Here is a 26054-nt window from a genome sequence, read left to right as displayed (position 1 = left end):
CAGGCCCACTCTCACCATATAACGCACCCGGGGCCTTGCGGCAAGGCCCCGGGTGTGCTGCAGAATCTCCAGCCGAAGTCAGAACCTGCGGAAATCAAGCTCTCGCGACGCGCGGGCGTTTCGGCGGCGGGCGCGTCTCGCGGGATGACGAACCGCCCGTGAGACGCGCGGTGTGGCAGGTACTCGGCGGGCAAGTTCGGGTGCGCGCCGCCGAACCGCGCCGTCTGCCGGCGAAGAGGCAAAGGAGATTTTGTGATCGACGTGATCGTTGTCGGCGGCGGGCCGACCGGCTTGATGCTGGCCGGCGAATTGCGGCTGCACGATGTGCACACCCTCGTGCTGGAGAAAGAGGCGGAGCCGAGCGGGCAGTCCCGCGGCCAGGGCTTGCACGTCCGCAGCGTCGAGATCATGGACCAGCGCGGGCTGCTGGACCGGTTCCTCGCGGTGAGCGAGAAGTTCCAGGTCGGTGGTCTCTTCGGCGGCATCATCAAGCCGTGGCCGGAGCGGTTGGACACCGCTCACGCGTACGGGCTCGCCACTCCGCAGCCGGTCACCGAGCGGCTGCTCGACGAGCGCGCCCGAGAACTCGGTGCCGAGATCCGGCGCGGCTGCGAAGTGGTGGGGTTGAGCCAGGACGAGGACGGGGTGACCGTCGAACTGGCCGACGGCGCGCATCTGCGCTCGCGCTACCTCGTCGGCTGCGACGGTGGTCGCAGCACGGTGCGCAGGCTGCTCGGCGTCGATTTCCCCGGCGAGCCTTCCAAGGTCGAGACGCTGCTGGGCGTCATGGAGATGACCGAGGACCCGGCCGTGGCCGCCGCCATCGTCGCGGAGATCAACAAGACGCAGAAGCGGTTCGGCGCCGTGCGCGTCGACGACGGTGAGGGGTTGTACCGCGTCATCGTGCCGGCCGCCGGAGTGGCGGAAGAGCGCGCGAGCGCTCCGACCCTCGAGGAGTTCAAGCGGCAGCTGCGGGCGACCGCGGGCACTGATTTCGGGGTGCACTCACCGCGCTGGTTGACCCGTTTCGGCGACGCCACCCGGCAGGCCGAGCGTTACCGCGTCGGCCGGGTGCTGCTGGCCGGCGACGCCGCCCACATCCACCCGCCGACCGGCGGGCAGGGACTCAACATCGGCGTTCAGGACGCGTTCAATCTCGGCTGGAAATTGGCCGCCGAGGTCGACGGCTGGGCGCCGGAGGGACTGCTGGACAGCTATCACGCCGAACGGCACCCGGTGGGCGCCCGCGTGTTGGAGAACACCCGCGCGCAGATGACGCTGATGGGCACCGATCCGGGCGCGACCGCACTGCGCGAACTGTTCTCGACGCTGATGGACTTCGAAGAGGTGAACCGGTACATCACCGAGATCATCACCGCCGTCGGGGTCCGCTACGACTTCGGCGAGGGACACGACCTGCTCGGACGGCGGATGCGGGACGTGAGCTTGAAGCGAGGGCGCCTCTACGAGCTGATGCACGGCGGTCGCGGGCTGCTGCTCGACCGGACCGGCCTGCTGTCGGTGGCGGGTTGGGCCGATCGGGTGGACCACGTCGTCGACGTCAGCGAGGAGTTCGACGTGCCCGCTGTGCTGCTGCGACCGGACGGCCACGTGGCGTGGGTCGGCGACGACCAGCAGGATCTGCGCAATCATCTGCCGAAGTGGTTCGGGGCCGCCGCATCGTCATGAGCCGGTACCGCGCCTTCACCTCGCCGAAGCGGTAGACGCCCATCGGTGGGCCTGCGCTGCCACCTGACTCGGCGGCCAACTCGTTCGCGGTCATCCGTGCTTCCAGGAGCAACCCGGATCGTTGGCACGGCCAACTACTATGTGTATAGTTGGCGAGGCCAATGTTGGAGTCTCCAATGAATAGGGGTTTCATGTCCACGAGTACCGTGATCGCCGACCGCATCGAGATCGCCGATCTGTTCAGCCGCTTCGCCCGTCTGCTCGACGAGCAGCGGTGGGAGGATGCCGGCACCGTCTTCACCGATGATGTGGAGGTCGATTCGCCGCGCATTCAAGTCCGCGGCATCGACAAAGTCGTCGACTATATGCGCCGGGCCGAGGTCGAAGGGCAACATACTCAGCACACGACCACCGACCTGCTGGTGAACCTCGACGGCGACCGGGCCGATGTCTCGTCGAATTCGATCGTGTACTACTACCGCGACGGTCAGCCGCCCCATCAGACTGGAGGCCTCCGGCAGGCCTGCACTGCGGTGCGGACGCCGGCAGGCTGGCGAATCAGCGCGACACGGATCATGCCCGCCTGGATCCGCAAGGATTGACCGCTCCCCCGGACGCTTGGCATGCCTCTCGGAGCCGTTCTACGACGACATCGCAGAGCCGGGGATAACGAGGCGGAGTCGCACCCAGCGCGGTCCGGGTCCGTCGGCCGGACGCACTGCACGAGCCGCGAACGAACTCACGGATTCCGCTTGACCCTCACGTGGCGTGAGGCTGAAGGGTGGGGTCTATGAGCGATTACTACAACGCCTTCGAGATGAGTCCCGTACCCACACCCGGCCCGGATGCCGTTGCGCCGGAGCCGTTCCGAGGAATCTATGGAATGCCGGCGTTCGTGACGATCCCCACGAGCGATTTGGCGGCGTCGGTGGACTTCTGGGTCCGTGGGCTCGGGTTCTTCGAACTGTTCGGCATCCCCGGCAGGCTCGTGCATCTGCGCCGGTGGGCCTTCCAGGACGTACTTCTCGTCGCGGCGGAGAGCGTTCCGGAGCAGGCGCCTGCGATCAGCTTCAGCTTCGCGTGCGTGCTCGGCCAGGTCGATTCCCTTGTCGAGGCCTGTCGCGCGTTGCGCCCGAACTCGGTCGACGGCCCACGGGATACTCCTTGGAACACCCGCGACGTCGTGGTGATCACCCCGGAGAACGCGCGGATCGTTCTCACTGCGGCGAAGCCCTTCGACCCGGCAAGTCAGGAGGCGCGGAATCTCGCGGCCATCGGGATCACCGCGCCGGGCGTCGATGGCGGCGACAATGGTGAGCATGCCTGATGCCACCGACGCCGATGGTGTGACCGTCGGTCAGGTCTCGACGCGTCTGGGCGTGACAGTCCGCGCGCTGCACCACTGGGATGAGATCGGTCTGGCGCGCCCGTCGCTGCGCACGGCCGCCGGATACCGGCTGTACACCGCTGATGATCTGGAACGCCTACACCGTATCGTCGTCTACCGTGAGATCGGTCTCGGCCTGGACGATATCCAGGCCATCTTGGACGATCCGACCGCAGACGTGCCCGGCGCGTTGCGCGCCCAGCGCACCCAGATCGACGAACGGATCGACCGCCTCCAGCAACTCGGCGCCGGAGTGGATCGGATGATCGACGCCCACGAGCGCGGCCTGCTGCTGAGCGCTCAGCAGCAGGCCGCGATCTTCGGCCCCCGGTGGAACCCGGACTGGCCCGCCCAAGCGCGTGAGCGCTACGGAGACACGACGCAGTGGTTGCAGTACGCCGAACGCTCAGCCTCGCGCGGTCCGGAGGAATGGCAGGCCATCGCCGACGAGATCGCCTGCCTCGATCGCGACCTCGGGGAGGCGATGGACGCCGGCGTCACCCCTGGTAGCCCGGAAGCGAATCGACTCGTCGAGCGGCACCGCGAGGTTTTCGCTTCGTACTTTCCCCTCACCAGGCAGATGCAGGTCTGTCTCGGCCGCAGGTTCGAGGCCGATCCGGCATTCGCTGCCCACTACGACGGCATCCGCGCCGGCCTCGCCACGTGGTTTCGTCGCATCATCGACGCCGGCGCGCGCGCCCACGGCATCGACCCCGACACCGCGACCTGGGACTAGAGCGCGGGTCCGGAATCCCGTACCCGTGGGATGCCTCCCCCCGCGCACCGCGTCGCGTGGGACCCGCCTTCTGCCGAGCCACCCGCGCGTGCGGGCGCATCAGTATCGATCGACCGACGGTGGCGTCAGAGTCGAGTCGCGGAGCGGGCCGATCGTGTTCTCGAACGCCTTCTGCCACGAACCGTCGGCGATCATCTGCTCGATCGCGTCATTGATCTTGGCGCGGGTCTGCTGATCGCCCTTTCTCAGGCCGATGCCGTATTTCTCGGTGGTGAACGTGTCGCCGACCAGCTTCAGTTCGCCCGATACCTGGCCCGCGAAGCCCGCGAGGATGATGTCGTCAGTGGTCACCACGTCGACCGCGCCGCTGCGCAGAGCTTGGATGCACTGCGAGTAGTTGTCCAGTTCGACCAGCTGAACGTCTTTGGCGTAGTGGTCCTTGACGTATTGCGCGGGAGTGGAGCCTTTGACCGAGCAGAGCTTCTTGTTACCGGTTAGCGACTCGACACCGGTGATATCGGTGGTCTCGTTCTTGACCAGCAGGGCCTGCCCGGACACGAAGTACGGTCCGGCGAAATCGACTTTCTTCTTGCGTTCGTCGGTGATCGAGTAGGTGGCCACGATGAAGTCCACGTCGCCGTTCATGATCATCGTCTCGCGTTGCGCCGTCGGCGTTTCCTTGAAGGTGATGCCGGCAGGTGGGACGCCGAGCTTGCCTGCCACATACTTGGCGATCTCCACGTCGTAGCCTTGGAACGAGCCGTCCGCCTCGCGGAAGCCCAGACCGGGCTGGTCGAACTTGATGCCGATGGTCAGCTTGCCTTCGCGCACATGATCTTCGGTGGTCGCGGCGTCGCTGCCGCCACCGCAAGCGGTCGCGACGAGGGCGACGGCGATCGCCCCGATGGCGAGGCGAAGTGTTCGGTTCATCCTCATCGAATTCGGTTCCCTCTCACGCTGAGCTGCCAGGCCGGGCCGGCCTCCGGGTGCTGACGACACGTCATCTTTCCCGGAAACTCCCAGCGCCCCGACCGAGAGCCTCCCCGCCAGTGGAAAGCTTTTCCGCGCCGCCGCAGGTGGCGATTTCTCGGGTTGCGGCGTGGTCGCCGCTGTGCTTGTAATGGGCGCGGTCACGCCCGAGACCAAGATCGGACCAGGCGGACGGTGTGGCGGTCCGCCAACTGCTAGGAGATCTCCATGACAACTGGATACGTGTGGAACACCCTCTACGGGTGGGCCGACACGGGTAGCGGAAGCCTGTTCCCGTCCGACGCCACGGCCGGCCTCCAGCCGATCGGCCATCACCTCGCGCATCCCGATACCAAGCGGCGGTTCCACGAATTGGTGGCGGTATCCGGCCTGCTGGAGAAGTTGCATCAGATCGAAGCGGTACCCGCTACCGAGACCGACATACTGCGGGTGCACACGGCGCAACATCTGGAGCGGATCAAGGCCGAGAGTCTGCAACCGAAAGGCGGGGACGCCGGCGACGGCGTCTCGTCCTTCGGCAGGGGCGGCTACGAGATCGCGGCGCTTTCGGCAGGCGGAGCGATCGCGCTCGTCCAGCGGGTGCTCGACGGTACGGTCGACAATGGTTACGCGCTGGTGAATCCGCCGGGGCACCACGCGACCCGTGCTACCGGCATGGGCTTCTGCATCTTCAACAATGTCTCCATCGCCGCCGCCTACGCGAAAGAAGTCCTCGGCGTGCGGCGCATCGCCGTGGTCGACTGGGACGTCCACCATGGCAACGGCACTCAGGACATCTGGTACGAGGACCCCTCGGTGCTGACCATTTCGATCCACCAGCACCTGTGTTTCCCGCCCGAATCCGGTTACCGGGAGGAGCGTGGCGCGGGCGACGGATACGGCTACGCGATCAATGTGCCGCTTCCCCCGGGCAGCGGTGACGCCGCGTATCTGCATGCGATCGACCGAGTGGTCGAGCCGGCGTTGCGCACCTTCACGCCTGAATTGATCCTCGTGGCATCGGGCTTCGACGCGAGCATCCTCGATCCGCTGGCGCGGCAGATGGTCACCAGCGGCGGCTTCCGGCACCTGACCAGGCGGATGCTGGAGATCGCGGACGAAACGTGCTCGGGCCGTGTCGCCTTCGTGCAAGAAGGTGGCTACAGCCCGCACTACGTTCCGTTCTGCGGGCTCGCGGTGCTGCGCGAGTTGCTCGGCGAGGAATTCGTGGACGACCCGTACACGCCGATCGTCACGACGCAGGGCGGCGACGTCCTACTCGATCACGAGGCCGCCGCGATCGAAGCCGCAGCGGGCCTGGTCGCCGAGCTCTGATCCGATAGGGCACCTGCGGCCGCGACTGTGCCACGCCGGAAGGCAGGGAATCTGCGGTACGTCGACGGCTGCGCCGGTCGGCTCGACTGCGCCGAGTCCTTCATGTCGTCAGCCGCCGGCCGGAAGCGCATTACTCTCGCGAACGCTCTCGACATGGGGAGCGGCGGCCGTCCGCGTGGAAGTGGCTCGTGATTTCATGCTTTCGCCGGATTGCCCAGACGTGTTGCGGCACAGCCGTGCAACCGACCACACAGTCGCGCCGAGCAGCAGGCTGTTGCGCACTGTCAGGACCAGTACTCCCGGCCAGCTTCCGGTGGCCACCCGGTCATAGACGAACGGGAATTCCACTTGGCTCACCAGCGCAGTCGCCAGCACCATCAGCAGCACAGGCCGTTGCGTGGTACGCGGGTCGAGCGCGCAGACCGCGGCCACCGCCACCGCCCAGACCAGGTATTGCGGGCTGAGCACCCGGCTGGTCAGCAAGGCGATCAACACCGCGGCCAACGCCAGATCCGCTGCCGGAGGCCGCATACGCCACCAGATGACCAGCAACACCGTGCCGCCGAGGATCGTGGCGGCCACGCACCCCCGAGCCACGGCCGACACCGCGGGCCCGGTCAACTCGTCAGCCCCGTATCGATGCACGATGGCCCAACCGCTGTGCGTCAACCGGGCAATCAAAAGTGGTGTGACAGCGACAGACTCGATCTGCAGTCCGCGCTTCGACTGGAACTCCAGAAATGACCACGCACCGGGGGCCCATGCTGTCAGTGCCACGGCCGCCGCCGCACCGACACCGATCGTCGCCGCACTTACGTGCGTGAGCGCCCGCCGACGCAATCCCAGCACGACCACCACCGGCCACATTTTCAGCAGCACGCCCGCGGCAGCGGCCGCGCCTGCCGCGGCGGGGCGGCGCGTCGACCACAGCAGTGCCGCCACCGCGGCCGCCGCCACGATCAGATCGAATCGGCCGTAACAGACCCGTCCCAGCAACGCCACGCCGACGGTCCATATCCACGGCCCGGCCTGCGCCGTGGCCGAGTCGTCACCCCGCGCGGCCCGGATCAGCAAGCCGAGGACGCTCGCGTCCGCCGCGCCGACCAGCGCGAAGAACAACCAGTTGTAACCGAATCCGCCGCCGAGCAGCCAAGGCACCGCCAGCAACGCGCCCGCTCCGGGCGGGTACTGCCACCGCTCGTCGTCCAGGGGGAAGACGTTCTGTTCCACGATGAGCTCGGCCCATTCCCGGTAGAGCGTCAAGTCCGCGGCCGAAGCGTCCCAAATGCTGTGCGGCAGTGCGGTCACTCCCGTGAACACCACCATCAGTATTCGGGTGACCGCCCACACCGACCACAATCTCGATACCGACGACAGTCCGCGCACAAGGCAGCCTAACCGTCGCCACATCCGTCCGGCCTGCGGCCCTGCCGACCAAACCTGTGATCCGGCAATCGGATTCGCCTTCTTCCACTGGGAAGTGTGCGACCGGACCCCGGACCCCGCTGCCGCCCCCTGGGACCGCACCGCCGTCGGTCGTCCCCGTCATTCGGGCGAATGGCTGTGACACCACGGTGCCCGTCGAAAATCACTTCGGAGAACGCGACAGCGCGCAGATGGTCAGCGCCACGCATGCGCGCCGACTTCATCGACGGCTGCGGAGCGGCGTACAAGGCGGCCGAACACCCCGGGTGTCAGGGGGCGATCGGCTGGAACGGGCGCGTTTCGTCGTGGCCGAGGCGGACGACACCGGCCGACGACTCCTCGACCTCGTTCCACGCCCCCGGCAGGTCGCGCAGCGGCTCGGAAACCACGAAGCGAGCCTCCTCACCCAGCTCGCGCAGCGCTTCAACCTCCGGATGCAGCGCACGCACCTTCGCGACGTCGTTGGAGTAGAACAGCGAGCGCGACCGCCGTTCGGTGGAGTACCGGAAGAACCACATCGAGTCGCCGTCGGTGGTCGCGACCGTCATCTGTACCGGGGCATCGACCTGGTACGCGCGACCGACGTCTTCGACGAAGCCGACCGCGCGGGCGACCGCGGTGAACGGGTCCTCGACCAGCCCGAAGGTGAGCGCCAGGAAGAAGAGCACTTCGGAATCCGTCGAACCCTCGATGTCGGCGAACAAAGCCGGCTCGACCGCCGTCATCAGATCGCGCTTGAACTGGTGGAAACCGAGCACGGATCCGTTGTGCATCCACAACCAGTGTCCGTGCCGGAACGGGTGACAGTTACTGCGTTGCACAGCGGTTCCGGTCGACGCGCGCACGTGCGCGAAGAACAGCGGCGTGCGCACCTGCGCCGCGACCTCCCGCAGGTTGCGGTCGTTCCACGCCGGTTCGATGTCCTTGAACACCGCGGGCCGCGGACCTTCGCCATACCATCCGATGCCGAAGCCGTCACCGTTCGTGGTCGTCGCACCCAGCTGGGAGTGCAGGCTCTGATCGATCAACGAGTGCACCGGCCGGAACAAAAGGTCCTCGGCCAGGATCGGCTCCCCGGAATAAGCCATCCACCTGCACATATATCGATTCAAGCAGAGTGGCCGTGGTTCGGCTGGAAAATCTCGGCACTCGGCGACCGGTCGCCTGCCGTCCTCGCGGACTCGACACCGCGTCGACCCGCTGACATGTCATGCCGGATACGCGCGGGTTTCGGTGGCCTTCACCGCGGCCCACAGCCGCTGCCCAGGATGCAGGTGCAATTCGGCCACCGTGGCCGGTGTGATGTCGGCGAGGACGGGTGGCGCCCCGTCGAGACGAATGCGCATGATGTGCGCGTGCTGCTCGATCCCGGTGATGATGACCGGCCAGCTGTTGCGGGGGCTGCCGGCAGGTTGTCGCGGGTGCAGGCTCACCGCGGTGGGGCCGAACGCCACGTGGACACGCCCCTGCGTGGGTTCGGCGAGGGTGATGCTGCCGCCACCGTCCAGATCGACGCTCATGCCACGGGCGGTGCCGCGGTAGAGATTGAGGCCCATCAGGGTGGCCACGTAGTCCGAGCGTGGCCGCGCCGCCACCTGCGCGGGCGGACCTTGCTGGACGATCGCGCCGTCCTCCAGGATGACCAGCCGGTCGGCGAGGACCATGGCGTCGAGCGGGTCATGGGTGACGAGAACGGTGTGGCCGGGATAATCGCGCAGGTGGTGAGCGAGGTCCGAGCGCACTTGGACTCTGGTGCCCGCGTCCAGCGCGGCGAGCGGTTCGTCGAGCAGCAACAGTTGTGGTTCGATGGCCAGCGCACGAGCCAGCGCCACCCGCTGCGCCTGCCCGCCCGACAGCGCCCGGGGCTTGCGGTGCGCGTAATCAGCCAGTCCGACACGCGCGAGCCATCGGGTGGCACGCTCCCGTGCGGCGGCGCGGCGATATCCGCGGGCGCGCAGGCCGAAGGCGACGTTCTCCAACGCCGACAGATGCCCGAACAGGAGATAGTCCTGGAACACGACGCCGACCTGCCTGCGTTCGGCGGGCACGAACGTCGACGGTGGCGCGTCCCAGGTGACGCCATCCAACCGGATGTGCCCGCCGGTGAGTGCGATCAGCCCCGCCAGGGCACGCAACGCCGTGGTCTTCCCCGCCCCGTTGGGCCCGAGCAAGGCCACCACTTCGCCAGGAGCGGCATCCAGCGGCAACTCGAGCGCGAAACGTCCGCGCTGGATGCGCAGATCGGCCGCCAAACTCATATCGCCCCCCGGATCCAGCGTTCGCGCAACGCGACCAGCACGGCGACCGAGACGGCCAGCAGCACCAGGCTCAGCACGATCGCGGCATCCGGGTCGGTCTCCAGCGCGAGGTAGACCGCCAGCGGCATGGTGGTGGTGCGGCCGGGGAAGTTGCCCGCGAACGTGATCGTGGCGCCGAACTCGCCGAGCGCACGCGCCCAGCACAGCACCGCGCCCGCCACCACGCCGGGCAGGACCGAAGGCAGCGTCACCCGGCGAAACGCGTACCAGCGGGTGGCGCCGAGCGTGGCGGCCGCTTCCTCGAAGCGGGGATCGGCTGCCCGCAGCGCTCCTTCGACGGAGATCACCAGGAAGGGCATGGCCACGAACGCTTCGGCCACGATCACCCCGGCCGTGGTGAACGGCAGGGAGACACCCGCCCATTCGTAGAGCCACTGTCCGATCAGCCCACGCCGGCCGAGCACGAGCAGCAGCGCGACACCGCCGACCACCGGCGGCAACACCAGCGGCACGGTGACCAAAGCGCGGATCAGCCCGCGCCCCGGCAGTGCGGCGCGCGCGAGCACCCAGGCCAAGGGAATGCCCAGAACCAGGCAGATCGCCGTGGCCGCGGTCGCGCACACCAAGGAGAGCCGCAGCGCTCGGCCGATCTCGGCACTGAACAGCCGATCCGGCATGGTCGCCCACGGCGCTCGCCACAGCAGTCCGATCAAAGGCACGAGGAGGAACGCCAGCCCGCAGACGGCGGGCAGCATCAGCGCGACCGGTCGCCGTCCGAGTACCGCACGCCGCCGCGAGGGCGCGATCACGGGGTGTCGAATCCCGCCGCGACGAAGACCGGCTTGGCCTTCTCCGAGGTCACGAAGTCGACGAAGGCCGCGGCAGCCGTCGCGTTCGGCGCGTGCGCCAGTGGCGCGACCGGGTAGTCGTTGATCGCCGCGGCCGATTCCGGGAAGGCCATGCCCTCGACCTTGTCGCCCGCGGCCTCGACGTCGGTGCGGTACACCAGCGCGGCGTCGACTTCCCCGAGCGTGACCTTGGTCAGCACCGCCTTGACGTCCTGCTCGCGGGTGTCGGGTTGCGGGGTGATGCCCGCGGTCTCGAAGACCTTCGCGGCAGCGGCGCCGCAGGGTACCTGCTCCGCGCACAACGCGAATTTGGGCTCCGTCTTGCCGAAATCGGTCAGCCCCGTGATGCGTCCCGGATTGCCCTTCGGCACCGCGATCTGGAGCCGGTTGCGCACGAAAGTCACCGGCGCGGTGGCGACCTCGCCCTTGTCGCGGACCTGCTGCATGTTCTTCGGAGCGGCCGAGGCGAACACGTCGGCCGGTGCGCCTTGGATGATCTGTTGCGCAAGGGCGGAACTCGCCCCGAAGCTGTAGACCACCTCGACGCCCGGGTGCGCGGCCTCGAACTGCTTGCCGAGCTCCCCGAACGTCTCGGTGAGCGAGGCCGCGGCGAACACGGTCACCGTGCCCGACACCTGACGTCCGTCGGCGTGCTCGGTCGCGTCGTCCGAACCGCAGGCCGCCGCGGTCACGACAACCAGCACGGTCGCGACCGCGACACACCACTTACGAATTGCCATCCTCGTCAACTTTCCGGTATCTCCACGACGACGTGCGTGGACTTCACCGACGCGACAGCGACGCTGCCGACTTCCAGACCGAGTTCGTCGACCGATTCCCGGCTCAGCAGCGACACCAGCCGGAATGGTCCGGCCTGCATCTCCACCTGCGCCATCACGGTGTCCTTCACGACCCGGGTCACGATTCCGCGCATCCGGTTGCGCGCTGACGCGGCGACCGTCGTACCGGGTGCGGGCGCCTCGGCATTGGCCCGCAGAAATTGGGCGAGCTCGCGGCCGCTGACTCCTTTGCGGCCGTTGTCGAGTTGCGTCGCGGTGAGACGGCCCTGATCGATCCATCGACGTACCGTGTCGTCGCTGACTCCCAGCAACTCGGCCGCTTCACTGATCCGTAGATTCGACACAAGATAGAGCATATTGCCGCATCCACGGATGTAGAAGCGGGACTCGAACCGCGTATTGCCCATCCGTCACCGAACGCTCACCGGGCGGAGGTCTCCGCAGTGCGCCGGCCGCCCATGAGCGGGGAAGGCACATCGGCGCGATAGTGCGGTGGCCGTCGACCCGGGCCCGGAAGGACGCTGAGCATTCCGCTATGAGCAGGTAGTTCCCACGGATACCGCCGTGGATGCCGCCTCCCGCCGGCGATACGGTCGTGACTATGCCGCCGCCCCGCAGTCGTGGGTACGGCCGACGAGAAGGGCCCCGAGCGACATGTCGACATCGAAGAAGGCGATCCCGGAGACGTGCACGCAGGAGTTGGTCGCCGCCTGCCGTGCGGAGATTCCGGCTCTGACCGACCGGCTGATAGCGGAGATCTTCACCGACAACCCGGAGTGGACCGACTACTCGACGGTCGCCCGTGCCGACCTGGTCGACGGCTGCCGCCGATACGTGACCCGCATCCTCGACCTGCTGGGTACTCCGACGACCGCGTTCGACGACGAAGTCGCCGCGTCCATCGGCCGCCGCCGCGCCGAACAGGGCGTGCCGCTCGAAGCCATGCTGCGCACCTTCCGGCTGGGCGGCCGAATCGTGTGGGAGGTCCTGCTGGACAAGGCGGACGAACTCGCTCCCGGCGAGATTCGTGCGGTCGGCACCGCGTTGTGGGCGGCGATCGATGGCCTGTCCTCGTCGCTGGTCACCTCCTACCGCAATACCGAACTCGAACAGCTGCGCAGCGACGAACGCCGCCGCCACGCTCTGCTCGAGGATCTGCTCGCCGGCCGCGCCCACGACACGACCTTCGCCACGCGTGCCGCCCGTGAGCTGAACCTTCCGGTCGCCAGCGCCTACCTCGTCGTCGTTGTCGACGGTGGCGGAGAGGCGGTACACACCGGCACGGAAGCCGCGTTGGCCGCAGTCGGTATCCGGTCCGTGTGGCACGATCGCGTCGACTCGACGGTGGGGCTGATAGCAGTCGAGCGCCACGACGTGGCCGCGGTGTTACGACGTATCGAACCCCGCATCCGCGGACGAGCGGGCGCCTCCCCCACGGTGAGCGGGCTCGCGCAGGTCGGCACCGCGCACGGCTGGGCACTGCTCACACTGCAGACCTTGCCCCGGGACGCGACCGGACTCGTGCCGCTGCACCAGCGCTTCCAGCACGCGCTGCTCCTGCGCTCGACCGATCTCACCGACATGCTGGTCGCGCATACCCTCGGGCCGGTCCTGGCCCTGCCCGCCACCGAACGCACGACTCTGCTGGACACCCTGGCGGCCTGGCTGGCGCACGACTGCTCCGCGGCCCATGCCGCGGCGCGACTGCACTGCCACCGCAACACCGTCATCAATCGGCTCCACCGCGTCTCGACCCTGCTCGACCGCCCGCTCGAAGGCCAGCGCAACTATGTGGAACTGTCCCTGGCGCTGGCCGCGCTCGACCTCGCCGAGGAACCGGACAGAGCCTGATCCCGTCGCGGCTACGTTGCCCGATTGGGCGCAGCGCCCAATTCGGAAACCGCACTGCTGGGCTTCGTGGCGATTGTTTGTGCACTCCGCTGCGGCAACACTCGATAGCGATGATCCACCCCACAACCGGCGGAGGATCCAATCATCGAGGACGAGGAGCACCACGAGTGCCGGATTTCGATCTACTGGTGGTCGGCGGCGGGCCGGGCGGATATGTCGCGGCCATCCGCGCGGCCCAACGCGGCCTGCGCGTCGGCTTGGTGGAGAAGGAGCGTCCGGGCGGAGTCTGCCTGAACTGGGGCTGCATCCCGACCAAAGCGATGCTGCGCTCGGCGGAGATCTTCCAGACCCTCACCAGCGCAGCGGATTTCGGCGTCTACGCCGACAACGTGCGCTATGACTTCGCCGCGGTGCGCCAGCGCAAAGACGGCATCGTCAAGCAACTCACCGACGGTGTGGCGAGCCTGCTCGCCGCGAACGGTGTCACGGTGATCGAGGGGCACGCCCGCTTCACCGGCCCGACCGGTGTCGAAGTGTTCGAGACGGGTCGATCACCGATCTTCCCCGGCGGCCCCCGCTATGCCGCCGCACCGACCGCGACCGCCACCCGCACGATCAGCGCGAAGGATGTGATCATCGCGACGGGATCGGTGCCGGCGCGGTTGCCGATTCCGGGCGCGGACCTGCCGGGCGTCATCACCTCCGACGGCGCCTTCGGGCTGACCGAGGTGCCCGCACGACTGGTCGTCATCGGCGGCAGCGCGGTCGGCGCGGAATGGGCCAGCCTGTTCGCCGGTTTCGGCTCCCAGGTCACCATCGTCGAGATGCAGGACACCCTGGTCCCGCTGGAGGACGCCGAGGTGGGCGCCGCCCTGGGGCGGTCGTTCACCAAGCGGGGCATCACCGTGCTCACCGGTTCCACGGTCGAGTCGATCGCGCAGACCGACGCGTTGCGGGTGACCGTGGCAGGCGAGCACGCTCGGGAACTCGACGCGGACGTGGTGCTGGTCGGCGTCGGACGCCGTCCCAACACCGCCGACCTCGGCTTGGACATCGCCGGAATCAGCACCGACACTCGCGGTTTCATCCCCGTCGACGAGCAACTGCGTACCGGAGTCGAGCACGTCTACGCCATCGGAGACGTCACCGGACGCGCCCTGCTCGCGCACGTCGCCTCGCATCAGGGGCTCACAGCCGCCGATGCGATCGCCGGTCAGCCGGCGCGCATCGACTACACCGCGATCCCCGCCGCCACCTTCACCCACCCCGAGATCGCCGGCGTCGGGCTCACCGAGGCGAAGGCCCGCGCCGCCGGGCACGACGTCGTCACCGCGCGTTTCCCCTTCGCGGCACTCGGCCGGGCCCAGACCTTCGGCGACACCGAGGGCTTCGTCAAGATCGTTGCCGGACGGCGGCATCGCGAAGTGCTCGGCGTGCACATCATCGGCCCGTCGGCCAGTGACCTGATCGCCGAAGGCGCACTGGCCATCTCGCTGGAGGCGACCCTCGACGAACTCGCCGACACCATCCACGCCCACCCGACCCTCGGCGAGATCGGCATGGAGGCGGCCCTGGCCGGACTCGGACTGCCCGTGCACATCGCGCCCAGGAAGCGTTGAGGAGACCCGCCGTGACCACCAGCACCACCTCTCGCAAAACGAGCCGCAAGACGACGCGGCCCGAGGCCATACAGTCCCCCGCACCGAGCCGGACGAACGGCGGCCCCGCGCAAACCTCGATGGATCAGGCCGACGCACGCCTCGCTGCCGAGGATCCCGATACGCTACGCGGGCTCTACCGCGACATGCTGTTCGTGCGCCGCTTCGAGGAGCGCACCGCGCAGAGCTACCAGCAAGCCAAGATCGGCGGATACTGCCATCTCAACCTGGGTGAAGAGGCCACCGTGGTCGGGCTCGGCGCGGCCATGCGCCCCACCGACTATCTGTTCACCAACTACCGCGAGCACGGCTACGCGCTGGCCAAAGGCATCGAGCCCGGCCGGGTCATGGCGGAACTGTACGGCCGTTCCACCGGCACCTCGAAGGGCTGGGGCGGTTCCATGCACATGTACGACACCGCGACCCGCATGCTCGGCGGTTATGCCATCGTGGGCGGCCAGGTTCCGCTGGCCGTCGGCGCGGCGCTGGCCATCGACTACCGCGGCGGCGACGACGTGGTGGTGTGCCAGATGGGCGAGGGCACGACGAACATCGGTGCCTTCCACGAGTCGCTGAACATCGCGGCCCTGTGGAACCTGCCGGTGGTGTTCCTGGTGATCAACAACCAGACCGGGATGGGCACCACGGTCGAACGCTCCTCCGCGGAACCGGATCTGTGGAAGCGCGCCGCCTCCTACCGCATGCGTGGCGAGCGCGTGGACGGCACCGATGTCCTCGCCGTCCGCGAGATGGCCGGTGAGCTGATCGAAACCGCGCGGCGGGAGCGCAAACCCGCGCTGCTCGAGGCGGTCAGTCACCGTCTCAAGGGTCATTCCGTGGTCGACCCGGCGAAATATCGCACCGAGGAAGCGGTGGCGACCGCCCGGAGCAACGATCCCGTCGACCGCTGGCGTGACGCACTGCTGGCCGCCGGTGTGCTGGACGATCAGTCCGTGGCCGCGCTCGACGCCGAGGTGGCCGCCGGGGTCGCCGCGGCGGTGGAATTCGCCGACGCCAGCCCGCATCCCGAGCCGTCGAGCCTGTTCGACTTCACCTACGCGACGCCCGTGGCCGGCGACTCGCGCCGCCTGCCCGCCGACCCGCTCTTCACCGCTTAAGGACCTCACCGTGGCTGTCATGACCTATCGTGAAGCGCTGCGCGAAACCCTCCGCGAGGAGATGCGGCGCGACGACGATGTCTTCCTCATCGGGGAGGAGATCGGCGTCTTCGAAGGCTCCTACAAGATCACCGCCGGACTGCTGGCCGAATTCGGCGAGAAGCGGGTACGCGACACTCCCATCGCCGAAGAGGGCTTCGTCGGCGCCGCCATCGGTGCCGCCATGCTCGGCCTGCGTCCGGTCGTCGAGATCATGACGATCAACTTCTCGCTGCTGGCGCTGGATCAGATCGTCAACCACGCCGCGAAGATCTACGGCATGTTCGGCGGCCAGACCAGCGTGCCGATGGTCATCCGCACCCCGGGCGGCGGCGGCCAACAGCTCGGCGCGACGCATTCGCAGAACGTGGAGCTGTACTACGCGTTCGTGCCAGGCTTGAAAGTGGTCGCGCCGAGCACCCCGGCCGACGCGCGAGCGCTGCTCAAGGCCGCCATCGAAGACGACGATCCGGTGCTGTTCCTGGAAAACCTCTCGCTCTACAACACCAAAGGCGAAGTGCCGGAGGATCTTCCGGCCGCGCAGATCGGCAAGGCCGCGGTTACGCGGACCGGCTCCGACATCACGCTGATCGGCTACTCCCGTATGGCCACGGTGTGCTCGGAGGTCGCCGAACGCCTCGCCGCCGACGGTTTCTCGGCCGAGGTCGTCGACCTGCGCAGCCTTCGTCCGCTGGACCGCGCCACCCTCGTCGAGTCCGTCCGCAAGACCGGCTGCGCCGTGATCGGCGAGGACGACTGGCTCACCTACGGTATCGGCGCAGAGGTCGCCGCCTCCATCTCCGACGGCGCCTTCGACTATCTGGACGCCCCGGTGCGCCGGGTGGCCATGGCCGAAGTGCCGCTCCCCTACGCCAAGCCGCTCGAACGGCTCGCCCTGCCGTCGGCCGATTCGCTGTACACCGCCGCCGTGGAAACCCTCACGGCCGTCGGCAAGCGGCGCTGAGACACCAGAGGACGCATACATGCCCGAAATCACCATGCCCCGCCTCTCCGACACCATGGAGGAAGGCGTCATCGTCTCCTGGCTCAAGCAGGTGGGCGAGCCGGTCGAGCGAGGCGAAGTCCTCGCGGAGATCGAAACCGACAAGGCCCTCATGGAACTGGAGGCCTACGACGACGGCGTGCTCGAGCAGATCCTCGCCGCAGAGGGTGCGCGGGTGCCGATCGGGACGCCCATCGGGCTCATCGGCGACGGCAGTGGAGCCGCCGCGAACGGCTCGAGCGTTAGCGCACCCGCCCCGGCCGTCATCGCGCAGGCTGCCCGCGATAACGGGGCCGTGCCGGATACTCGTGCGGTTGCGGCTGCCCCCGTCCGCGAATCCGTCGCCGACTCCCGCGGAACGGCGGACCGGAAGAAGTCGTCGCCGCTGGCGCGCAAGATCGCCGACGAACTCGGTGTCGACATCTCGCGCGTGGTGGGCACCGGTCCGGGCGGACGTGTCATTCGCCAGGACGTCGAGTCCGCCCACCGCGCAGCCCAAGTCGACCTACCGACCCCAGCCGCCCCCGCTCCCACGGCGAAATTCTCGGCTTCGGCCCAGGGCGACTACGAGGAAGTTCCGCTGACCGGCATCCAACGGGTGTCGGCCACGCGACTCACCGAGAGCAAACAGCAGGCTCCGCACATCTATCTAACCGCCGCGATCGATGTGACCGAGCTGTTCGGGTTCCGTGCCCAGGTGAACGACACCCTGGCACCGACCGGCACGAAGGTCAGCGTGAACGATCTGCTGATCAAAGCCGTCGCCGTGACGCTGCGGAGCAATCCTTCGGTCAATGTCTCGTTCGCGGGTGAGAAGCTCTTGCGGCACCATGGCGTTCACCTCGGCATGGCGGTCGCGACGCCCGCAGGGCTCCTCGTCCCGGTGTTGCGCGACGCGGATCGAAAGAGCGTGTCGCAGATCGCCGCCGAAAGTCGTGAGAAAGCCGAACGCGCCCGCGAGCGCAAGTTGCGCGCCGACGAAATGAGCGGCGGCACCTTCACCATCTCCAACCTGGGAATGTTCGGTATCGAGCACTTCACCGCCGTGATCAACCCGCCGGAGGCCGCCATCCTGGCCGTCGGGGCCGCCACCGACGAACTGCGCCTGGACGACGGCCATGTGGTGACCCGGAAGATCCTGCGCGTCACCATGTCCGCCGACCACCGCGTCATCGACGGTGCCGTGGCCGCGCAGTTCCTGCAGCAGCTGAAAGAGCTGCTCGAACATCCCCTCCGCATCGTGACCTGACGTCGGCCGACCGTTCGCCCGCCGCGGTTCCAGCGAACGCCGCACCGCAGCGATCGCCCTCTTCCATAGCTACTCAGTAGGACGCGCGGCACGCAAGTTCGGTTCCATCCAGGCGTGAGAGTGTGGAACCGAACAGCGCTGCGGCAGTGGCGGGCGCGGTGGTCAGCTCACCGCCTTCTTCACCAGATCGCCGATCCTCGCCTCGTCGGCCGCGGTCAGCTTCGTCAGGGCGAAAGTCGTCGGCCACATGGTGCCGTCGTCGAGGTTGGCGATGTCGTTGAAACCGAAGGTGGCGTAGCGCGATTTGAACTTCGCCGCACTCTGGAAGAAGCAGACGACCTTGCCGTCCTTGGCGTACGCGGGCATGCCGTACCAGAGTTTCGGGGACAGGTCCGGAGCGCTGGCTTTGACGACGGCGTGCAGCCGCTCCGCCATGACACGGTCGGATTCCGACATCCCGGCGATCTTCGCGAGCACGTCGTTCTCCCCGTCCGCCTTCGCCGCCCGCGAGCCCCGGCGCGCGGCCGTCTTCAGCTCTGCGGCGTGCTCTTTCATCGCGGCTCGTTCCTCGTCGGTGAATCCGACGGAGGCCTTGGTCTTGGCGCTGGTGCGTACGGTGGTCTTCTGCGCGGTCATGAGCTGGTTTCCTTCGTGGCGTTCGGATGAGGGGGTGGAGTTCGGCGCTCAGCGGTCCTGGATGAGCCCGAGGACGTTGCCGTCGGTGTCGGTGACAGTGGCCACCAGGCGGCCGCCGCCGACGTCGTGCGCGGGCTCGGTCACGGTGGCGCCCGCCGCGGTCACCTCCGCGAGCTTCGCCTCGATGTCCGGCACGTGCCAGTAGGCCACCGGCGCCGTCATCCCTTGCGGCCCGCCGTCCGGTACCAGCCCGATGTGCTGGCCTTCGGCGTCGAAGCCGACGTAGTAGGACGTGTCGGTCTGCGGCGCCACGCCGAGCAGGGCGGTGAACAGCGTCTTGGCCGCCGCCAGGTCCGACACGGGATGCAGCACGGTCTTGATTCCCTGCGTGGGAGAGTTGGGCACGATCACTCCTTCGAGTCGTCGGTCAGGTGGTCCCCGTCCTCGTCTGCCGAGGTGAACCGGACGTGCTCACAGCATCTCCTCCGGCGCCACCGATCCACATCCGTGGCGACCACGGAACCGGCCACGGATCGACGCACGGATCGTCCACGGCAATATCCCCAGGGCAGAACCGACCGCACAGTCTGAGCGCGACGGGAATACGGCAGAATCGGTGCCATGGCGGCGACGGTGGAGATCTCGGCTCGGGAAGCCGAGGTGCTGACGCTGGTGGGGGAACATCTCAGCAACGCGGAGATCGGTGCGCGTCTGTTCATCTCCGTGCGCACCGTCGAAAGTCATGTCTCCTCGCTGCTGCGCAAGCTGGAGGTTCCGGATCGGCGGGCGCTGGCCCAGCGCGCGGCCGCTCCGGCTCGCCCCGACCGGTCACAGCCGGCGCCGGTGCTGCCGACCCCGCTGACCACGTTCGTCGGCCGCGGCCGGGAGCGAGCCGAGCTCACCGAAATGATCAGGAAACACCGGCAGGTGACCGCGGTGGGTCCCGGCGGAGTCGGCAAGACCCGGCTCGCGCTGACGGTCGCCGCGGAGCTGGCCGGCGAGTATTCCGACGGCGTGTGGTTCGTCGACCTGGTCCCCGTCACCAGCCCCGACACCTGCGCGGTCGCAGGCACGGTCGCCCTCGCCCTCGGACTCGGGGAGCAGCCCGGCCGCGCGATGGACGAATCGGTGCCTGCCGCGCTGGCCGACCGGCAGGTCTTGCTCGTGCTGGACAACTGCGAGCATGTGCGAGACGGAGTGGCGCCGTTCCTCGAACGGTTGCTCGCGACGTGCCCCGGCGTGACGGTGCTCGCGACCAGCCGGGCGCGGCTGATGGTGCCGTTCGAACGGGCGTACACGGTCCCACCGATGTCGCTGGCCGGCGAGGGTGCGTCGGATGCGGTCGAGTTGTTCATGCAGCGCGCGGAGGCGGGCGGCTGGCCGCCGAACAACGCGCTGCGCGACCAGGTGGCCGCGTTCTGCGCGCGGCTGGACGGCGTCGCGCTGGCGATCGAACTGGCCGCCGCCCGCTGGACCACACTCGGGCTGGACGGCCTCGAAGCCGGGCTCTCCGATCAACTTCGGATGCTGGCCGGGGGCTCGCGCACCGAGGAGCGGCACCGCTCGGTGCGAGCGGCCTTGGACTGGAGCCACGCTCTGCTGGAGCCGGACGATCGCGCGCTGCTGCGGCGGGTGTCGGTGTTCAAGACGTCGTTCACCGTCGCGGCCGCCGCGCAGGTGGCCGCGACCGGGAAAGGCGTTGTCGCCGACGGACTGGCCCGGCTCGCCGAGCAGAGCCTGCTGGCGGTGACGGCGGGCCCGGACGGTACCGAATACCGGGCGCTGGAAACCATTCGTCAGTACGGAACGGAGCAGCTCACCGAAGCCGGTGAGCTCGCCGATATCCGGTCCCGTCACCTGAGCTGGTGCCTGGCCGTGGCCGCTGATCTGACGGTGGTACGCGCGGAGTGGCGGCCGCGATTCGACGCGGTGGCCGACGATTTCCGCGCCGCGATGGCGTGGGCGGCCGACCGGCCGGAGCGGCGCGCGGATGCGTCCCGCCTGGCCCAGCACATGGCGCAACTGTGCTTCACCCGGAATCTGATCGGCGAGTCCCAGATGCGCTACGAGCAGGCGGCCGCGCTCGCGGAGGACCCGGCCATCGCCGCCGTGCTGTTCCGGCACGCCGCGGCCGCGGCCGGATGCCAGATGCGGGGCGACGACATGCATCGCCTCCACCGCGCGGCCGCGGAGGCCGCCCTCCGGTCCGGTGATTCCGCCGGCGCGGCCCGCGACCTGGCGACCGCCGCCGCCAACGCATACCGGTTCGCCGGCAAGTTCGTCCGTCCCCTGCCACCGGAGGAAGCGGTCGCACTCATCACCGAGGCGCGGCAACTCGCCGGTGACCACCCGGCGGCTATAGCCGCTGTGGCCCTGGCCGATGCCGGGCGGGCGCTCACCGATGCGCTCACCGACCAGCACTCGTCCGGCGACCGCGTGCCGGCGACCGTGGCATGTGCCGAGCGTGCGGTCGAACTCGCGCACCGCACACGCGATCCGCTTGCCGAGTCCGCCGCACTCGACACACTCGCGGGCGCCCACAGCCTGGCCGGCGACACCTTCACCGCCGCGGCCATCGCACGGCGGCGAATGGCGCTGCTGGAGTCCACCCCGAATACTCCGGTCGGCACCCCTGAGCTGATCGACGCGCTCGGCGAGGCCGCCGAGGCCGAACTCGGCGCCGGGGACCTGCGGGGCGCCCGCCGATGGGCACAACAGCTCGCGGATCATCCCTTGCTGGCCGAGGTCGGACATCGTGCGACGAGCTGGCTGCTGGTGACCGACGCGCTGGCGGGCAACGTCGATGACGTTCGCACCCAGAGCGTCCGTTTCCTCGAGGCGTGGCAACGGATCGGCGACCCCGCCAAGTCCGGCCTCGGTCCGGCGGTGGCAGGTGTGGCGATGATTCACGACCTCCGTGGCGACCACGAAGCTCGCGGCGAATGGGACGCGCTCGTTCGTGGGCTCGGTACGTCACCAGCGCGCACGCACGGGTACGGCGCCGTCTTCGACGCGCTCGCCCTGCTCCACCGTGGGCAGGTGCACGAGGCGCTCGAACGGATGGCGACCGAGCCGCGGGAGGTGTGGCGATGGGTCACCTGGATCTGGCTGCACTGGTATGTGGCGCTGCGGGCCGAAGCCGGTGTGCTCGCGGGGGCCTCCGATGCCGTCGAGCGCTTGGCCGAGGCCCGGACCGTCGTCGCCGGAAACCCCATCGCAGGCGCCATCGTGGAGCGAGCCGAAGCACTGCTCTCCGCGGACCACGAACGGCTGCTCGCCACGGCGGATGCGTTCGAGGCAGCCGGTTGCCCCTACCAGGCGGCGCGGACCAGGGTGCTGGCCGGCGGCGACCATGCCGACCGCGGCGCGGCCGCGCTCGCCGATCTCGGCTTCGCCCCGATGGCTCGCATCGCCTTGTAGGGCCTCGACGCAGCGGCGCAGCTACTTCCGCTGCCGTGCCCGGCGACGGAACAAGCGGCCGACCAGCCCACGGACAGCGAACGCGCCCCGCGGTTGCGCAGCGGCGGATTCGACGGTCTCCGGAGTCACCTGGGCGAACCGCGCGTGCAGTTGTTCGCGCACTTGGTCCGGGGTGTAGGCACGGCGGCGGCGCTCCGCGCGCACCACCACGACACCGGTGGCAACCACACCGGCCACACCCGCCAATCCCACTGCCTTCCACCACCTCATACCGCATAGGCTACGACCATGACGGGGACGGGCATCAGTCTCGACCGTGCGGTCGAGGTCACCAGAACGGGCGACATCTGGCTGTTCCGTGGACATTCCACGGCCGACCGGGTGATCCGCATGACGACCAACAGTCCGGTGAACCATGTGGGGATGTCCGTCGTGATCGACGATCTGCCCGCGCTGATCTGGCACGCGGAACTCGGACGATCCTTACCCGACATGTGGTCGGGAACCGCGCACCGCGGCGCCCAGTTGCACAACCTGCGCGACGCCGTGCTGGTGTGGGCCCACCGCTACGGTCAGCAGGCATGGTTGCGGCAGCTGAACCCTCCTGCCGGGCGAGAGATGGAGGACAGCGTGCTGCGCGCCATCGCCCGGTTCGACGGCACCCCGTTCCCCTCCACCGCGGGCATGGCGGGACGCTGGCTACGCGGCCGCGCACGTCTCCCCCGCCGCACGAGGGACCGATCGGCCGCACGGGAACTGGAGAACGCGTACTGCGCCGAAATCGTCGCCGCCACCTATCAAGCCATGGGACTGCTGCCCCAGCACCGCAGCCCGGATTGGTACGACCCAGGCCGATTCTGGAGCGGAGACGGGCTGCGGCTGTCCGGCGACTACACACTGAGTGGCGAAATCGCCGTCCGGACGCCGCCTCGGACGGATTCCTGATACCGGGGTTCGCACGGCGAGGAAAGGGACCGGAGAACAGCTCTCCCGAGCTGTTCCGGCGGTCTCCGGTTGGAATCACGCCGATTTTCACAATGTGGCAGCGATAAGGATATCCGTACAGTTGCGGACCATGTGGTCCCATCATCCTATCTCTGAAGGTTGTGAAGCTTTGACGCCCAATACTTTCGGGTCTCGATGAGTCCTCGGCATGACCCGAAATGCGGCACAGTTCTGGCCGCGAATATCCGAGTTCGCATATGACCGCATCGCGGCAGGATGAGACTTCGGTCGAAATTGCTTCGCTTCGACCATTGTTGTTCACCGTCTACGTACCCGCGGCGGCGTACGGGATCGGCATGGGAGCCGCGGCGCCGGTCATGGCGCTCACCGCCCTCGACCTGGGCGCGTCGTCGGCCGTCGCAGGCCTGACCGTCGCGCTGGTCGGCCTCGGCCAGATCCTGGGCGATATTCCCGCCGGACAGATCGTTGCCCGGCTCGGCGAGCGGATATCGATCATCGCCGCCAGCGCCGCGGGTGCGATCGGGGTGCTGTTGTGCTTGTTCGCGCCGACCGTGCCGGTCTTGTGCATCGGTCTGGCAATTGCCGGATTGTCCAACGCGGTGTGGGGACTCGCCCGGATGAGTTATTTGTCCGAGGTCGTTCCCTTCGAGCGAAGAGCGCGCGCGATGTCGCTGTTCGGCGGAGCCATGCGCCTGGGCTTCTTCGCTGGACCGTTTCTCGGGGCGGCCGCGATCATCGGCTTCGGCACACGCGGCGGCTTCGTGGTCCAGGTGATCGCGATCGTGGTCGCCGGATGGCTGATGGCCCGGCTGCCGGACCCGGAGAGTTCGGCAGCCGGAGTGAATCCGCTCCCTCCGCTGTCTCTTGCCGGAATCGTCCGCTCCCATCATCGACTGTTGCTGACATTGGGCAGCGGTTCGTTGTTGATGGGTGCGGCGCGTTCGTCGCGGGAGGCGGTGCTGCCCCTGTGGGCCGATCACCTCGGAATCGACGCCGCCACCGCGAGTCTGATCTTCGGTATCGGGGCGGGGCTCGATGTGGTGTGCGCCTATCCGGCCGGCCATTTGATGGACCGCTTCGGCAGGCGATTCGTCGCGGTGCCTTCGCTGGTTATTCTGGCACTCGGGTATATCGCTGTGCCGCTGACGCATTCGGCGCTGACGCTCAGCATCGCGGCCATTGTCATGGGGATCGGCAACGGAATAGGCAACGGGGTCATCATGACCATCGGCGCCGACATCGCGCCGGCCGTCGGCCGTGCCGAGTTCCTCGCGGCGTGGCGGCTCACCCATGACGGCGGCTATTTCGTCGGGCCGTTGGCGATCAGTGGACTGACAGCGATCAGTCCACTGGCCGTAGCGGTCCTGACCATCGGCGGCGTATCTGCGCTCGGGGCCGGGGTTATGGCTCGATACATCCCGATATATATCCCATGGCCTGGACACAGATCAGGCTCTCGCGGCAGCGGAGCCTGATCTGTCTCACGCACTACTTCGCGTAGGGGTTGTACTTGTTCGTGTAGAACTTCGACGGCTCGAACGCGCCGTTGATCGCACCGGTATCCCGCAGCCAGTCCTCCCAGCGCAGGAAGTCGGCATCGACGATCACGCCGTTGGTGGCGGGGACGCCGACCGACAGCCAGTACTTCACCGACGAAGCGTCCTCGCCCGAACGCTTGCGCTTCTCGATGATCTCGGTGAACTTCGCGATGACCTGGTCACGGGGAGTCGTCTTCTGCCATTCGATGGCCTTGGCGACCCCGTCGACGAACGCCCGGACGCTGTCGGGATTCTTGGCGATGAAGTCGTTGCGGAAAACGTACTGCCCGCCGTTGAACGGGCCGAACTCCTCGTAATCGGTGAACACCGGGCGCAGTCCGCCATTAGCGATCGCACGCTGCTGGAACTGCCCGCTCAACGCCGCGACGTCGACCTGCCCGCGCCGGACGGCGTCCTCGGTATTCGGCGGGGGCAACACCACCAGCTGAACCGATTTGATCTGCTGGTCGGTGAAACCGACCTTCTTCAGCGCGGTGTGGATATCCGCCTCGGACTGACCACCCAGTGTGTTCACCCCGATCTTCTTGTCCAGCAGATCCTTCGGAGTTCTGATCGGGCTGTTCTCGGGAACGTAGAACCCGGTGAAGGTCTTCTCGTCGGATCCGTAGTAGTTCACCACCGCCGTGATCGGCGCACCACCCTGTGCCAGCTTGGCCACCGCTCCCCCGAACGCGCCGCCGAAGTCGACCTGCCCGGTGGCCGCCGACTGGATGTCCTGCGGGCCGCTGATGGTGTTGCCCTGCCATTCCAGCTTGATTTTGCCGTCGAAGAAGCCGAGCTCCTCCGCGAGTTCCGGAATGACGACTTGCGAGGCCCAGCCCTGATATCGCAGAACCGGCACGCCGCCGGACTTCCGGACCTCCCCTCCGCCGCATGCGCTCAGGAGCATCGCCACGGTGGTCGCGACTATCGCGCCTACTAGAAATCTGCTGCGCGCTTTCACGCTCACTCTCCCTCATAGATCAGCAACGCACCGGCGCGTCGCAGTCCAGCGATCGTTGAGCATGCGCAATTTCGTGTCGAGGGTTGTCCTCGGCACGATCCGAAAGGCTCGCCGGCACCTTTCTGCCCTATAGGCAGCAACCGTTCGACTCGGTGCGAATCGAAG

25 protein-coding genes are annotated in these 26054 nt (G+C 68.1%); 14 read left to right on the top strand and 11 right to left on the bottom strand.

The window, feature by feature from the left end:
* Positions 1 to 252: 252 nt before the first annotated feature.
* From rox to QMG86_RS14820, 4 genes are all read left to right on the top strand, one after another.
* A complete protein-coding gene (rox, locus tag QMG86_RS14835) occupies positions 253 to 1689 on the top strand; it encodes a rifampin monooxygenase (RefSeq protein ID WP_281880193.1) in 1437 nt (478 codons plus the stop codon).
* A 206-nt stretch (positions 1690 to 1895) separates the two neighbouring features.
* On the top strand, positions 1896 to 2291 hold the full coding sequence (locus tag QMG86_RS14830) for a nuclear transport factor 2 family protein (RefSeq protein WP_281880191.1): 396 nt from the start codon (positions 1896 to 1898) through the stop codon (positions 2289 to 2291).
* A gap of 188 nt (positions 2292 to 2479) precedes the next feature.
* Positions 2480 to 3016, top strand: a complete 537-nt coding sequence (locus tag QMG86_RS14825) for a VOC family protein (RefSeq protein WP_281880190.1) — start codon at positions 2480 to 2482, stop codon at positions 3014 to 3016.
* Positions 3009 to 3812, top strand: coding sequence for a MerR family transcriptional regulator (locus QMG86_RS14820; RefSeq protein ID WP_281880189.1), 804 nt, complete (start codon positions 3009 to 3011; stop codon positions 3810 to 3812). Before QMG86_RS14825 ends, QMG86_RS14820 begins: the two co-directional genes overlap by 8 nt.
* 99 nt (positions 3813 to 3911) lie before the next feature.
* Here QMG86_RS14820 and QMG86_RS14815 read toward each other — a convergent pair whose 3' ends face one another.
* A complete protein-coding gene (locus QMG86_RS14815; protein WP_281880966.1) occupies positions 3912 to 4748 on the bottom strand; it encodes a glutamate ABC transporter substrate-binding protein in 837 nt (278 codons plus the stop codon).
* A gap of 261 nt (positions 4749 to 5009) precedes the next feature.
* Here QMG86_RS14815 and QMG86_RS14810 point away from each other — a divergent pair, with 261 nt between their 5' ends.
* Positions 5010 to 6116, top strand: a complete 1107-nt coding sequence (locus QMG86_RS14810) for a class II histone deacetylase (protein ID WP_281880188.1) — start codon at positions 5010 to 5012, stop codon at positions 6114 to 6116.
* Positions 6117 to 6224: 108 nt separating this feature from the next.
* Here QMG86_RS14810 and QMG86_RS14805 read toward each other — a convergent pair whose 3' ends face one another.
* The gene (locus QMG86_RS14805; RefSeq protein WP_281880187.1) at positions 6225 to 7436 is read right to left on the bottom strand and encodes a glycosyltransferase 87 family protein; all 1212 of its coding nucleotides are present in this window, start codon (positions 7434 to 7436) and stop codon (positions 6225 to 6227) included.
* On the opposite strand from QMG86_RS14805, the gene QMG86_RS14800 reads away from it, so the two are divergent.
* Positions 7429 to 7683, top strand: a complete 255-nt coding sequence (locus QMG86_RS14800) for a hypothetical protein (protein ID WP_281880185.1) — start codon at positions 7429 to 7431, stop codon at positions 7681 to 7683. The genes QMG86_RS14805 and QMG86_RS14800 overlap by 8 nt on opposite strands.
* Before the next feature lie 127 nt (positions 7684 to 7810).
* Here the strand turns inward: QMG86_RS14800 and QMG86_RS14795 are convergent, their stop codons facing one another.
* The 5 genes from QMG86_RS14795 to QMG86_RS14775 all read right to left on the bottom strand — a co-directional run bounded on the left by QMG86_RS14795 (position 7811) and on the right by QMG86_RS14775 (position 11791).
* Positions 7811 to 8629: a class II glutamine amidotransferase gene (locus QMG86_RS14795; RefSeq protein ID WP_281880184.1), complete on the bottom strand. Its 819-nt coding sequence runs from the start codon at positions 8627 to 8629 to the stop codon at positions 7811 to 7813.
* A 120-nt stretch (positions 8630 to 8749) separates the two neighbouring features.
* Positions 8750 to 9799, bottom strand: coding sequence for an ABC transporter ATP-binding protein (locus QMG86_RS14790; RefSeq protein WP_281880183.1), 1050 nt, complete (start codon positions 9797 to 9799; stop codon positions 8750 to 8752).
* Entirely contained in the window at positions 9796 to 10554 is a 759-nt protein-coding gene (gene modB / locus QMG86_RS14785; RefSeq protein WP_281880964.1) for a molybdate ABC transporter permease subunit, read from the bottom strand. Before modB ends, QMG86_RS14790 begins: the two co-directional genes overlap by 4 nt.
* A 50-nt stretch (positions 10555 to 10604) precedes the next feature.
* Positions 10605 to 11387, bottom strand: coding sequence for a molybdate ABC transporter substrate-binding protein (gene modA / locus QMG86_RS14780; protein WP_281880182.1), 783 nt, complete (start codon positions 11385 to 11387; stop codon positions 10605 to 10607).
* A 5-nt stretch (positions 11388 to 11392) separates the two neighbouring features.
* Entirely contained in the window at positions 11393 to 11791 is a 399-nt protein-coding gene (locus QMG86_RS14775) for a TOBE domain-containing protein (RefSeq protein WP_281880181.1), read from the bottom strand.
* A gap of 310 nt (positions 11792 to 12101) precedes the next feature.
* On the opposite strand from QMG86_RS14775, the gene QMG86_RS14770 reads away from it, so the two are divergent.
* The 5 genes from QMG86_RS14770 to QMG86_RS14750 all read left to right on the top strand — a co-directional run bounded on the left by QMG86_RS14770 (position 12102) and on the right by QMG86_RS14750 (position 18365).
* Positions 12102 to 13298, top strand: a complete 1197-nt coding sequence (locus QMG86_RS14770; RefSeq protein WP_281880180.1) for a PucR family transcriptional regulator — start codon at positions 12102 to 12104, stop codon at positions 13296 to 13298.
* 167 nt (positions 13299 to 13465) lie between these two features.
* Positions 13466 to 14917, top strand: coding sequence for a dihydrolipoyl dehydrogenase (gene lpdA / locus QMG86_RS14765; protein ID WP_281880179.1), 1452 nt, complete (start codon positions 13466 to 13468; stop codon positions 14915 to 14917).
* Positions 14918 to 14928: 11 nt separating this feature from the next.
* Entirely contained in the window at positions 14929 to 16074 is a 1146-nt protein-coding gene (pdhA, locus tag QMG86_RS14760) for a pyruvate dehydrogenase (acetyl-transferring) E1 component subunit alpha (protein ID WP_281880177.1), read from the top strand.
* 19 nt (positions 16075 to 16093) lie between these two features.
* Positions 16094 to 17077: an alpha-ketoacid dehydrogenase subunit beta gene (locus QMG86_RS14755; RefSeq protein WP_281880175.1), complete on the top strand. Its 984-nt coding sequence runs from the start codon at positions 16094 to 16096 to the stop codon at positions 17075 to 17077.
* A gap of 19 nt (positions 17078 to 17096) precedes the next feature.
* A complete protein-coding gene (locus tag QMG86_RS14750; RefSeq protein WP_281880174.1) occupies positions 17097 to 18365 on the top strand; it encodes a dihydrolipoamide acetyltransferase family protein in 1269 nt (422 codons plus the stop codon).
* Between the two features lie 162 nt (positions 18366 to 18527).
* Here QMG86_RS14750 and QMG86_RS14745 read toward each other — a convergent pair whose 3' ends face one another.
* Entirely contained in the window at positions 18528 to 19001 is a 474-nt protein-coding gene (locus QMG86_RS14745) for an iron chaperone (RefSeq protein WP_281880173.1), read from the bottom strand.
* A 48-nt stretch (positions 19002 to 19049) separates the two neighbouring features.
* Positions 19050 to 19406: a VOC family protein gene (locus tag QMG86_RS14740; RefSeq protein ID WP_281880172.1), complete on the bottom strand. Its 357-nt coding sequence runs from the start codon at positions 19404 to 19406 to the stop codon at positions 19050 to 19052.
* A gap of 216 nt (positions 19407 to 19622) precedes the next feature.
* Here QMG86_RS14740 and QMG86_RS14735 point away from each other — a divergent pair, with 216 nt between their 5' ends.
* On the top strand, positions 19623 to 22421 hold the full coding sequence (locus QMG86_RS14735; protein WP_281880171.1) for an ATP-binding protein: 2799 nt from the start codon (positions 19623 to 19625) through the stop codon (positions 22419 to 22421).
* 21 nt (positions 22422 to 22442) lie between these two features.
* Here QMG86_RS14735 and QMG86_RS14730 read toward each other — a convergent pair whose 3' ends face one another.
* Positions 22443 to 22691, bottom strand: a complete 249-nt coding sequence (locus tag QMG86_RS14730) for a hypothetical protein (protein WP_281880170.1) — start codon at positions 22689 to 22691, stop codon at positions 22443 to 22445.
* 18 nt (positions 22692 to 22709) lie between these two features.
* Between QMG86_RS14730 and QMG86_RS14725 the strand changes: the two genes are divergently transcribed.
* Positions 22710 to 23366: a hypothetical protein gene (locus QMG86_RS14725; protein ID WP_281880169.1), complete on the top strand. Its 657-nt coding sequence runs from the start codon at positions 22710 to 22712 to the stop codon at positions 23364 to 23366.
* A gap of 257 nt (positions 23367 to 23623) precedes the next feature.
* On the top strand, positions 23624 to 24862 hold the full coding sequence (locus QMG86_RS14720) for an MFS transporter (RefSeq protein WP_281880167.1): 1239 nt from the start codon (positions 23624 to 23626) through the stop codon (positions 24860 to 24862).
* Positions 24863 to 24875: 13 nt separating this feature from the next.
* Here QMG86_RS14720 and QMG86_RS14715 read toward each other — a convergent pair whose 3' ends face one another.
* Positions 24876 to 25835, bottom strand: coding sequence for an ABC transporter substrate-binding protein (locus QMG86_RS14715; protein WP_434085685.1), 960 nt, complete (start codon positions 25833 to 25835; stop codon positions 24876 to 24878).
* Positions 25836 to 26054 lie beyond the last annotated feature (219 nt).

Origin of the sequence: Nocardia sputorum (assembly GCF_027924405.1) — a bacterium.
Lineage (GTDB): Bacteria > Actinomycetota > Actinomycetes > Mycobacteriales > Mycobacteriaceae > Nocardia > Nocardia sputorum.
This window is presented reverse-complemented; position numbering and strand designations above follow the sequence as displayed.